The sequence below is a fragment of the Saccharopolyspora sp. NPDC002686 genome (assembly GCF_040295745.1).
GTDB lineage: Bacteria > Actinomycetota > Actinomycetes > Mycobacteriales > Pseudonocardiaceae > Saccharopolyspora > Saccharopolyspora oryzae.
This window is the reverse complement of record NZ_JBEOVY010000285.1, coordinates 1-10,435: the sequence shown is the minus strand read 5'-3', so window position 1 is coordinate 10,435 and position 10,435 is coordinate 1. Positions and strand designations below refer to the sequence as shown.

The window sequence follows — 10,435 nt, the reverse complement described above, 5'->3', positions numbered from 1 at the left end:
TCCGTCCCGAGCCGCAGTTTCAATTGAAACTGCGATCCGCCGTGCCTGGGATCCGCAGTTTCAATTGAAACTGTGGTTCTGTACCAGGCCCGGACTACTGATCGATCAGAGCGGGAGGGGGATCTCGTTGCCGGTGGCGTTGGCCAGGGCGTCGCGCATGACCTTGCGGGGGGCCGAGAGGCCGGTGAACTGCTCGACTTGGCCGAACGACTGGTGCAGGAGCATGTCCAGGCCCGTCGCCACGCGGCCACCGGCCGCGGTGACCGCTGCGGCCAGCGGCGTCGGCCACGGGTGGTAGACGACGTCGAGCACGCACGCCGCCGTCGCCAGCTCCGCCACGCGCTCTCCGAGCGCTCCCGCGGGCAGCGTCGACACCACGACGTCCGCCGCTGCCGCGGCGTCCGCGAGCGCTACGCGGTCCAGCCGCTCCACGCTCGCCGCGATCCCCACGCGCTCCGCGGTTTCCACCGCGTCGCGCGCTCGCGCGGGCTCGCGCACCGCGATCGTCGCTTCGCGGATCCCGAGCTCTGCGAAGCCCGCCAGGGTAGCGGCGGCGGTGCCGCCCGCTCCCAGCACCAGCCCGCGGTGCCCGGTGTAGAAACCACCGGCCGCTCGCAGCGCTCCGACGACTCCGTCGACGTCGGTGCAGTCCGCGGCCCAGCTGCCGTCGGCGCGGTGCACCAGCGTGTTCGCCGCGCCGACCGCCTCGGCCCGCGAGCTGACCACGTCGGCGACGCGCAGTGCCGCGCGCTTGCCCGGCATCGTCACCGACAGCCCGGCCCACTCCGCGCCGAGACCGGGGACGAACTCGACCAGCTGCTGCTCGTCGGCCTCGATCCGCTCGTAGGTCCAGCCGGTCAAGCCCAGCGCGGTGTAAGCGGCGCCGTGCAGGACCGGGGACAGCGAGTGCTCGATCGGTGAACCGAGCACCGCTGCCCGCCGCTGCTCGTCAGAAGGCACCGCGAGCCCGCGCTTCGTCGATGTAGGCGTTGTGCTGCTCGAAGGTGTCGGCGAAGCAGGACGTGCCGTCCGGGTAGCACTTCACGAAGTACCGCCAGTTGCCCGGCGCCGGCTTCTCGGCGGCCTCCAGCGCTTCCCGGCTGGCCGTCGAGATCGGCGTCGGCGGCAGCCCGAAGTTCTGGTACGTGTTGTACGGCCCCGGCCGTTCCCGGTCCTTCGGGTCGGTCAGCAGGCTCGGCTTGTCCAGCGGGTAGTTGATCGTGGAGTCCATGCCGAGCCGCATGGCCGGCTGGCTGAGCCGGTTCTCGATCACCCGCGCGACCTGCCCGAAGTCCTTGGTGATCGCCTCGCTCTGCACGATCGAGGCGATGGTGAGGAGCTCGTACGGGGTGCGGCCGGTGCCCTCGGCCCGCTGCGGCAGGCCCGCGACCTCCAGCGCCGCCGCGGAGCGGGTGACCACGTCGCGCAGCACGTTCTCCGCGGTCTCGCCCGGCTTGACGTCGTAGACGCCGGGCATGATCAGCCCTTCCAGCCGCCGGTTCGGCTCCGCCCTGGACGCGCCGTCGATCGCCCAGTCCGGCACGCCCAGCGACTTCAGGTCGGCGGTCGCGGCGATGCGGTGCATCTCCTCGGAGGTGGCGCACGCGGGGTTCTCACCGGCGCAGGTCGCCTCGGCGAGCCTGGTCAGGATGCCCGGGGTGTGCCCGCCGTCGGGGGCGAGCTGGTCCTCCAGCCGCATGCCGCCGCGGATGTCGACCCGGCCGACCTTCGCCTTGGGCGACAGGATGTGCGTCACCGCCGCGTCACCGGACATCTGGTTGCGCATCAGGTAGTAACCGGGCTGGATGCTGTTGATCTGCCGGTTCTCCTCGGCGGCCTTGGTGAAGGCCTTGGTGCTGGCCACCACGCCCTGCTGGGACAGGGTGCGGCCGATGGCGCTGACGGTGTCGCCGGGCTTGACCTCGACGACCACGTCCCCGGTGCCCTCACCGGGGAAGTCCTCGTAGGCACCGATCTGCATGATCTGGCTGGCTCCGTAGAGCACTCCGACGCCCACCAGCACCAGCACGAACAGCCCCGCCAGCGCGGTCACCAGGCGACGCCGCTTGCGGCGGCGGAAGCGCTCCGGGTCCGGCGCGCGGCGGCGCCGCTCGTCGGGCTCGTCGGCGAACAGTCCGAGATCGTCGGTCACGAAAGGTCCTCTCGCGTCTTCCCCCGACTGTCCAAGAACGCCTGCAAGATCTCCACGGCCGCAGCCTGGTCCACCACGGCGCGCTGCTTCTTCCCCTTCACGCCGCGCTGCGAAAGGATCCGGCTCGCGGTGACGGTCGTCAACCGCTCGTCGGAGAAGCGCACCGGCACAGGTGCGATGCGCTCCGCGAGCGCCGTCCCGTAGGACTGCGCGATCTCCGCGGCGGTGCCGTGGCGGCCGGCCAGCGTCTTCGGCAGGCCCACCACGACTTCCACCACGTCGTGCTCGGTGACGAGCTCGGCCAGCTGCGACAGGTCGCTACCGCCCGCCTCGTCCCGCTTCAGCGTGATCAGCGGCGTGGCCAGCATCGGAGCGGGGTCGCTGAGCGCGACGCCCACCCGGACCGAGCCGACGTCGACGCCGAGCCGACGCCCCGGACCGGGGTCCGCCTGCTGGTGCTCGCTCACCCGCCAGCCACCACCTGGTCGACGGCCTTGCGCAGGGCGTCGATCGCGGCGGTGATGCCGGCCGGGTTCGTGCCGCCGCCCTGGGCCATGTCCGGCTTGCCGCCGCCGCGCCCGCCGACCTCGGCGGCGAAGCCCGGCACCAGCTTGCCGGCGGCCAGGCCCTGGTCGCGGGCCGCGTCGTTGACGCCGACCACGAAGCTGACCTTCTCCGACTCGGCGGAGAACAGCGCGACCACCGATGGGCGGGAGCCGAGCCGACCGCGGATCTCTCCGGCCAGCGCGCGCAGCGCACCGCCGTCCACGCCGTCCGGCACCTGCTCGGCGACCACGGTCACGCCGTGCACGTCGGTGCCCTTCTCGGCGAGCTGGCCCGCGGACTGCAGGACCTGCGCGACGCGCAGCTGCTGGATCTCCTTCTCCGCGGACTTCAGCCGGGACACGACGCCGCTGATGCGCTCCGGCAGCTCTTCAGCGGGCACCTTGAACTGCTCGGCCAGCTGGCTGACCAGCAGGTGCTCCTTGCTGATGTGCCGCATCGCGTCCATGCCGACCAGCGCTTCGACGCGGTGCACGCCCGAACCCACCGAGGAGTCCGCGACCAGCTTGACCACGCCGAGGCGGCCGATGCGCGGCACGTGGGTGCCACCGCACAGCTCGCGGGAGTAGTCGCCCATGTCCACGACCCGGACCTGGTCGCCGTACTTCTCGCCGAACAGCGCGACCGCGCCGAGCTCCATGGCCCGGTCCATCGTCGTGTTGTAGGTCTGGACCTCGACGTCGCTCTGCAGGTAGTCGTTGACCTCTTCCTCGACACCGGCGAGCACGCCGGCCGAGACCGCCGCGGGGGCGGTGAAGTCGAAGCGCATCCGGCCCGGCGAGTTCAGCGAACCGGCCTGCGCCGCGCGCTTGCCGTAGGCGCTGCGCACCGCCGCGTGCACCAGGTGCGTCGCGGAGTGGGAGCGCTCGATCGCGTGGCGGCGGGCCTGGTCGACCGCGGCCTCCAGCGTGGTGTCCACGCCCAGCTCGCCCTCGACGACCTTGGCGCGGTGCACGAACAGGCCCGGCACCGAGCGCTGCACGTCGTGGACCTCGACGGCCACGCCGGGACCGACCAGCCGACCGGTGTCGGCGATCTGGCCACCGCCCTCGGCGTAGAACGGGGTGCGGTCCAGCACCAGCTCGACCTCGGTGCCCGCGGGCGCGGACTTGGCGGGCTGGCCGTCCACCAGCAGGCCCAGCACCCGGCTGTGCGACTGCAGGTCGGTGTAGCCGATGAACTCGGTGGTGCCGTGCTCGTCCAGCAGCGTGCGGTAGGTCGACAGGTCGCCGTGGCCGGTCTTGCGGGCCTTGGCGTCCTCCTTGGCCCGGCGGCGCTGCTCGGACATCAGCTCCCGGAAGCCCTGCTCGTCGACGCTGAGCCCCTGCTCGGAGGCCATCTCCAGGGTCAGGTCGATCGGGAAGCCGTAGGTGTCGTGCAGCTGGAAGGCCTTGTCGCCGGACAGCTGGCCGCCACCGGCCTTCTTGGTCTCGGCCACCGCCACGTCGAAGATCTTCGACCCGGCGGTCAGCGTGGCCAGGAAGGCCTCTTCCTCGTTGCGCATCACCGAGTCGATGCGGTCGAACTCGGTGACCAGCTCGGGGTAGCTCGGCGCCATCGCGTCGCGCACGACCTTGCTGAACTCGCTCAGCACCGGCTGCTGCACGCCCAGCAGGCGGGTGGAGCGGATGATCCGGCGCAGCAGCCGGCGCAGCACGTAGCCGCGGGCCTCGTTGCCGGGGGTCACACCGTCGCCGACCAGCATCACGCCGGAGCGGGCGTGGTCGGCGATGACGCGGAACCGCACGTCGTCCTCGGGGTTGTCGCCGTAGCGGCGACCGGAGAGCTCCTCGGCCTTGGCGATGACCGGGCGGACCAGGTCGGTCTCGTAGACGTTCTCCACGCCCTGCAGCAGGCAGGCCACCCGCTCGACGCCCATGCCGGTGTCGATGTTCTTGCTGGGCAGGCTGCCGATCGGCTCGTGCCCCAGCTTCGGCGAGAGCTCACCCCTGATGTCCTGCATGAACACCAGGTTCCAGATCTCGATGTAGCGGTCCTCGTCGGCGACCGGACCGCCCTCGCGGCCGTACTTCGGGCCGCGGTCGTAGTAGATCTCCGAGCACGGACCGCCGGGACCGGGCACGCCCATGTCCCAGTAGTTGTCCTTGCCGTCGCGGGCCTGGATCCGCTCGGCCGGGACGCCGACGACGTCCTGCCACAGCTGCCGGGCCTCGTCGTCCTTCTCGTAGACGGTGACCCACAGTCGCTCCGGGTCGAAGCCGTAGCCGCCGTCCTCCTGGGACTTGGTCAGCAGCTCCCAGGCGAACTGCATGGCGCCTTCTTTGAAGTAGTCGCCGAAGGAGAAGTTGCCGGCCATCTGGAAGAACGTGTTGTGCCGGGTGGTCTTGCCGACCTCGTCGATGTCACCGGTGCGCACGCACTTCTGGATGCTGGTCGCACGCGAGTAGGGCGCCGGGGCCTCGCCCAGGAAGTAGGGCTTGAACTGGACCATGCCGGCGTTGACGAACAGCAGCGTCGGGTCGTCCAGGATCAGCGACGCGCTGGGCACCACGGTGTGGCCGTGACGGCGGAAGTGCTCGGTGAACCGGCTGTAGATCTCGTGGGTCTGCACGGTGGGTTCCTCGGGAGGTTCAGGTGTCGGATGGCGCGGTGGCGGCGAGCGGCTGGCGGCGTTGCGCCGACGTCAGCGGCCCGCCCGGCGAGCTCGCCGAGCACCGGCCGCGTCCGGGGCCGGGGCCGCGTCGATCCGCCGGAACTGCACCGTGTCGGCGTTGTGCACGACGTCCTGCAACTCCTCTTCCCGCTCCTGCATCCCGGCGCGCACCTCGGCGCCGAACGAACCGACCGCACCGGCCAGTTCGCGAACCGCACCGCCCAGCTGCTCGGCCATGCCGCTCGGCGTCGCCTTGCGCGCGGTCTCGGTGAACTTGCGCATCGCCACGGCTCCGGCCGCGACGCCGGCGCCGAACCAGAAGAGGCGGCTCACTTGCGCCCTCCCTTGCCCTTGCGGCGGGTGTGCCGGCCGACGGGCTCCTGCTTGCGCTTGCGACGTGCCTTCAGGGCCTTGCTGACCCCGTAGGAGAACGCCGCCGTCTTCACCAACGGACCACCCAGTGTAGCCGTGAACAGCGAGGACAACGCCGAGACGTTGCCGCTGATCGTCTTGGCGTTGGCGGTGATGCCGTCGACCCGCTCCAGTTGCGTGTTGACGTGAGTGATCGTCGAATTCGCGCCGGTGAACAGCGGGTCGGAATTCTCGTGCGCCTTGCGGATCGCGGTGGTCGCCTCGTCCAAAGTCCGGCCGAGCTTGATCAGCGGGATCGCCAGCAGCACGACCAGCAGCACGAACGCTCCGGCGGCGATCAGCGCGGCGATCTGCGTGGGCGTCACGTGCCCTCCCGTATTTCCACGTCATGTCGGCAGACCAGGGCGTTGCCGCCCGGCCTGTTGATCGCCGCTCAGGTTACCGGCCCCGTTCGCGCACCTCCGCACCCGGTCGCGGCCACTTCCGCTCGTGTGAGTGGCGGTGGTGGTGGGAGCGACCATCGCCGCTCACGCGAGCCCGGTGTTGATCCGAGCGGCCTGGCGCGTCAGGTAATCGCGCTCGGCGAGATTGGACGCCTTCTGCGCGGCTTCGACGTAAAGTCGGGCCGCCGTCGCCAGGTCCCCGTCGCGCTCGTGGAGGTACGCCGCCACCGCTGCGCGGCGGGGCAGCGAGTCGTCCAGCTCCGCCAGCGCCGCGAGCCCGGCGCGCGGTCCGTCGGCCTCGCCGACGGCGACCGCGCGGTTGAGCCGGACCACCGGGCTGCCGGTCAGGCGCACGAGCTCGTCGTACCACTCGACGATCTGCACCCAATCGGTCTCCTCGGCCGTGGGCGCGTCCGCGTGGAGCGCTGCGATGGCGGCCTGGGCCTGGAACTCGCCCAGCTGGTCGCGGGCGAGGGCCGCCTGCAGGATCTCGATGCCCTCGGCGATCGACTTGGTGTCCCACCTGCGGCGGTCCTGCTCGGCGAGCGGCACCAGGCTGCCGTCGGACGCGGTCCGGGAGGCACGTCTGGCGTGGTGGAGCAGCATGAGCGCGAGCAGCCCAGCCACCTCCGGGTGGTCGATCGCGGCCGCGAGCTGCCGGGTGAGCCGGATGGCCTCGGCGGCGAGATCGACGTCTCCCGAGTAGCCCTCGTTGAACACCAGGTAGAGGACGCGCAGCACGGTGGCGACGTCGCCGGGCTGGTCGAACCGCACGCCGGACACCGTGCGCTTCGCCCGGCTGATCCGCTGCGCCATGGTCGCCTCGGGCACGAGGTAGGCCTGCGCGATCTGGCGGGTGGTCAGCCCGCCGACGGCGCGCAGCGTGAGCGCGACCGCGGACGACGACGTCAGCGCCGGGTGGGCGCACAGGAAGTAGAGCTGGAGCGTGTCGTCCACCCCGGGCGCCGGCTCCGGTGCCGGTTCCTCGTCGACGCGGTCCTCGCGACGGCGGCGCGCGGCGTCGGCCCTGGTCGCGTCGAGGAACCGGTTCCAGGCGACGGTGACCAGCCAGCCCTTCGGATCCCGCGGCGGATCGTCCGGCCAGACCCGGACCGCCTCGACCAGCGCATCCTGCACGGCGTCCTCGGCCGCCGCGAAGTCGGCTCCGCGGCGGACGAGGATCCCGATCACGCTCGGCGTGAGGCTCCTGAGCAGCGCCTCGTCCATCCGAGCGGTCACTCCGCGATGGTCGGCGGCGTGGTCAGGAACGGGCGCAGCTCGAGCCACTCGTGGATCGGCTTCCCGTCCTTCCCGGGGGCCGCGGACAGCTCCCCGGCCAGTTCGAGCGCACGCTCGTAGCTGTCGACGTCGATCACCATCCAGCCCGCGATGAGGTCCTTGGTCTCGGCGAACGGGCCGTCGGTGATCGGCGGGCGCCCCTCGCCGCCGTACTGGACGAACGTGCCTTCCGGAGCGAGCGCCTGGGCGTCGACGAACTCACCGGTCTCCTGGAGCCGTTCCGCGAAGTCCTGCATGAACTTCACGTGCGCCGAGATCTCCTCCGGCGTCCACTGGTCCATCGGCACGTCGTTGACCGGGTTCGGAGCGCCGCGGTAGTGCTTCAGCAGCAGGTACTTGGCCATGGTGTCTCCTCGGTGCGGGTGCGACCCATTCTGGCCGCATTCACCACCGGGGACGGAGCACATCGACGCTTCTCGACATCCGCGCCCGAGATTTTTCAGAACTCACCTCACCGGGGTGATCGGCTCGTCTCCGGTGAGGACCGCGGCGACGTTGCGGGCGGCGAGCTCGGCCATGGCCGTTCGGGTCTCGACGGTGGCCGAGCCCAGGTGCGGGACGACCACCGCGTTGTCCAGCTCCAGCAGCCCCGGCTCGACCTCCGGTTCACGTTCGAAGACGTCCAGGCCGGCACCGGCGATCTCGCCCTCGCGCAACGCCTCGGCCAGCGCCTTCTCGTCGATCACCGGGCCGCGGCTGGTGTTGATCAGGAACGCGGTCGGCTTCATCGCCGCCAGCGCCGCCTCGTCGATGAGGTGGCGGGTCTGCTCGGTGAGCGGGCAGTGCAGGGACACCACGTCAGCGGTCCGCAGCAGTTCGTCCATCGGCAGGTGGCGGGCGTCGAGCTCGGCCTCCACCTCGGCGCTGGCGCGGCGGCGACCGGTGTAGGCGATGTTCATCCCGAAGGCCCGGGCCCGCCGGGCGACGGCCTGACCGATGCCGCCGAGTCCGACGATGCCGAGCGTCTTGCCCTGCAGACCGGTGCCGAGCATGAACCCGAGGTGGAAGGTCCAGGGCTCGCGGGCCCGCAGCAGCCGCTCGCCCTCCCCCAGGCGTCGGGTGACCATCAGCAGCAGCCCGAACGCGAGGTCGGCGGTGGCGTCGGCGAGCACGCCGGGGGTGTTGGTCACGGTGACACCGCGGTCGGTCACGGCGGGCACGTCGATGTTGTCGTAGCCGACGGCGACGTTGGCCACCACCTGCAGCTGATCGCCCGCAGCGGCCACCAGCTCGGCGTCGACCCGGTCGTGCAGCATCGTCACGACCGCGTGCGCGCCCCGCACGGCCTCGCGCAGCTCGGGGGCCGAGAGCGGCCGGTCCTGCGAGCACACCTGCACGTCGCCGACCTCGCGCAGCAGCTCCACCGCCGACTCCGGCACCGTCCGGGTGACCACGATCCGCTTGTCCACCAACGACCTCCTCACGACGATTCCGCTCGGAACCTACCCGTCCGGGGCCCGCTGATCGACCAGCCCGCGTTCGTGCGCACTTCGGGGCGCCGGAGCACCCCGAACCGCTCACGAACCGGTCAGCGGCCGCGGATGATGTCGCGCAGCTTGGGCACCCGGTCGCCGAGCGTGCGCTCCGCGCCCCGGCCGGTCGGCTGGTAGTAGTCGCGCCCCACCAGTTCGTCCGGCGGGTACTGCTGGGCCAGCACGCCTTCCGGCCGGTCGTGCGGGTACTGGTAGCCCTGCGCGTTGCCGAGCTTCTGCGCCCCGGAGTAGTGCCCGTCGCGCAGGTGCGGCGGCACCGGGCCGCCCTTGCCCGCGCGCACGTCGCTGCTCGCCGCGGTGATGGCCGTGGTCACCGCGTTCGACTTCGGCGCGGTGGCCAGGTGGATCGTGGCCTGGGCCAGCACCAGCCGACCCTCGGGCATGCCGATCAGCTGCACCGCCTGCGCCGCCGCGACGGCGGTCTGCAGCGCGGTCGGATCGGCCATCCCGATGTCCTCGCTGGCGTGCACGACCAGCCGCCGCGCGATGAACCGCGGGTCCTCGCCCGCCTCGATCATCCGGGCCAGGTAGTGCAGCGCAGCGTCCACATCGGACCCGCGGATGGACTTGATGAACGCGCTGGCGACGTCGTAGTGCTGGTCGCCGCCCTTGTCGTAGAGCACGGCGGCGCGGTTCACCGTGGCCTCGACGGTGGCCAGGTCGATGACCTCGGCACCGGTCGAGCTCGCCGACTCCGCCGCGGCCTCCAGCGCGGTCAGCGCCCGCCGCGCGTCACCACCGGCCAACGAGACCAGGTGCGCCTCGGCGTCGTCGTCCAACCGCAGCGCGCCGCCCAGTCCGCGTTCCTCGGTGACTGCGCGGCGCAGCAGGTTGCGGATGTCGTCGTCCTCGAGGCTGCGCAGCTGCAGCACCAACGACCGCGAGAGCAGCGGGGCGACGACCGAGAAGTACGGGTTCTCCGTGGTGGCCGCGACGAGCAGCACGGTGCGGTCCTCGACGGCGCCGAGCAGCGCGTCCTGCTGCGTCTTGGAGAAGCGGTGCACCTCGTCGATGAACAGCACGGTCGATTCGCCGGAACGGCCGAGGCGGCGCCGGGCTTCCTCGATGACCGCCCGCACCTCCTTGACCCCGGACGACAGCGCGGACAACGCGGCGAACCGGCGTCCGGTGGCCAGGGACACGAGGTTGGCCAAGGTGGTCTTGCCGGTGCCGGGCGGGCCGTAGAGCAGCACCGACGCAGGCGCGGCGCCCTCGACCAACCGTCGCAGCGGCGCCCCGGCGCCGAGCAGGTGCTGCTGACCGACGACCTCGTCGAGCGAACGAGGCCGCATCCGCACCGCCAGAGGCGCGTTGTCGGCCAACCGCTCACCGGCACGCTGCTCGGTCTCAGCCCCGAACAAACCCTCGTCGAACAGCCCCTCGCTCACACCCCGACGCTACCGGTCACCCCCGACCGGCCTCGTGGGGTGGACGGGGTCGCGGGTGCGCAGCCGCGCCCGAGCACGGATAGCGACTCGATGGGGTGAGATGAGTTACC

General features: G+C 71.7%; 10 protein-coding genes. All 10 read right to left on the bottom strand.

Translation table 11 applies throughout. The features are described 5' to 3' along the window. Positions 1–105 precede the first annotated feature (105 nt). The 10 genes from ABTZ89_RS29180 to ABTZ89_RS29135 all read right to left on the bottom strand — a co-directional run bounded on the left by ABTZ89_RS29180 (position 106) and on the right by ABTZ89_RS29135 (position 10,325). Positions 106–960: a shikimate dehydrogenase gene (locus ABTZ89_RS29180; RefSeq protein WP_351050625.1), complete on the bottom strand. Its 855-nt coding sequence runs from the start codon at positions 958–960 to the stop codon at positions 106–108. Further along, complete coding sequence (gene mltG, locus ABTZ89_RS29175; protein WP_270954306.1) at positions 950–2,152, bottom strand: endolytic transglycosylase MltG; 1,203 nt, start codon at positions 2,150–2,152, stop codon at positions 950–952. Before mltG ends, ABTZ89_RS29180 begins: the two co-directional genes overlap by 11 nt. After that, positions 2,149–2,619, bottom strand: a complete 471-nt coding sequence (gene ruvX, locus ABTZ89_RS29170) for a Holliday junction resolvase RuvX (protein WP_270954307.1) — start codon at positions 2,617–2,619, stop codon at positions 2,149–2,151. The genes mltG and ruvX overlap by 4 nt, the downstream gene beginning before the upstream one ends. Next, positions 2,616–5,288: an alanine--tRNA ligase gene (alaS, locus tag ABTZ89_RS29165; RefSeq protein WP_351050621.1), complete on the bottom strand. Its 2,673-nt coding sequence runs from the start codon at positions 5,286–5,288 to the stop codon at positions 2,616–2,618. The genes ruvX and alaS overlap by 4 nt, the downstream gene beginning before the upstream one ends. A 72-nt stretch (positions 5,289–5,360) precedes the next feature. Beyond that, positions 5,361–5,663 (bottom strand): hypothetical protein, encoded by a 303-nt coding sequence (locus ABTZ89_RS29160; RefSeq protein WP_270954309.1) that lies wholly within the window; start codon positions 5,661–5,663, stop codon positions 5,361–5,363. After that, positions 5,660–6,067, bottom strand: a complete 408-nt coding sequence (locus ABTZ89_RS29155; protein WP_351050618.1) for a DUF948 domain-containing protein — start codon at positions 6,065–6,067, stop codon at positions 5,660–5,662. Before ABTZ89_RS29155 ends, ABTZ89_RS29160 begins: the two co-directional genes overlap by 4 nt. Positions 6,068–6,229: 162 nt before the next feature. Continuing rightward, complete coding sequence (locus ABTZ89_RS29150) at positions 6,230–7,372, bottom strand: RNA polymerase sigma factor (RefSeq protein WP_351050628.1); 1,143 nt, start codon at positions 7,370–7,372, stop codon at positions 6,230–6,232. A gap of 8 nt (positions 7,373–7,380) precedes the next feature. Beyond that, positions 7,381–7,788 carry a YciI family protein gene (locus ABTZ89_RS29145; protein WP_351050615.1) on the bottom strand — a complete coding sequence of 136 codons (408 nt, stop codon included), beginning with the start codon at positions 7,786–7,788 and terminating at the stop codon, positions 7,381–7,383. 102 nt (positions 7,789–7,890) lie between these two features. Continuing rightward, positions 7,891–8,853, bottom strand: a complete 963-nt coding sequence (locus ABTZ89_RS29140) for a 2-hydroxyacid dehydrogenase (RefSeq protein WP_270954313.1) — start codon at positions 8,851–8,853, stop codon at positions 7,891–7,893. A gap of 119 nt (positions 8,854–8,972) precedes the next feature. Then, the gene (locus ABTZ89_RS29135) at positions 8,973–10,325 is read right to left on the bottom strand and encodes a replication-associated recombination protein A (protein WP_270954314.1); all 1,353 of its coding nucleotides are present in this window, start codon (positions 10,323–10,325) and stop codon (positions 8,973–8,975) included. Positions 10,326–10,435 lie beyond the last annotated feature (110 nt).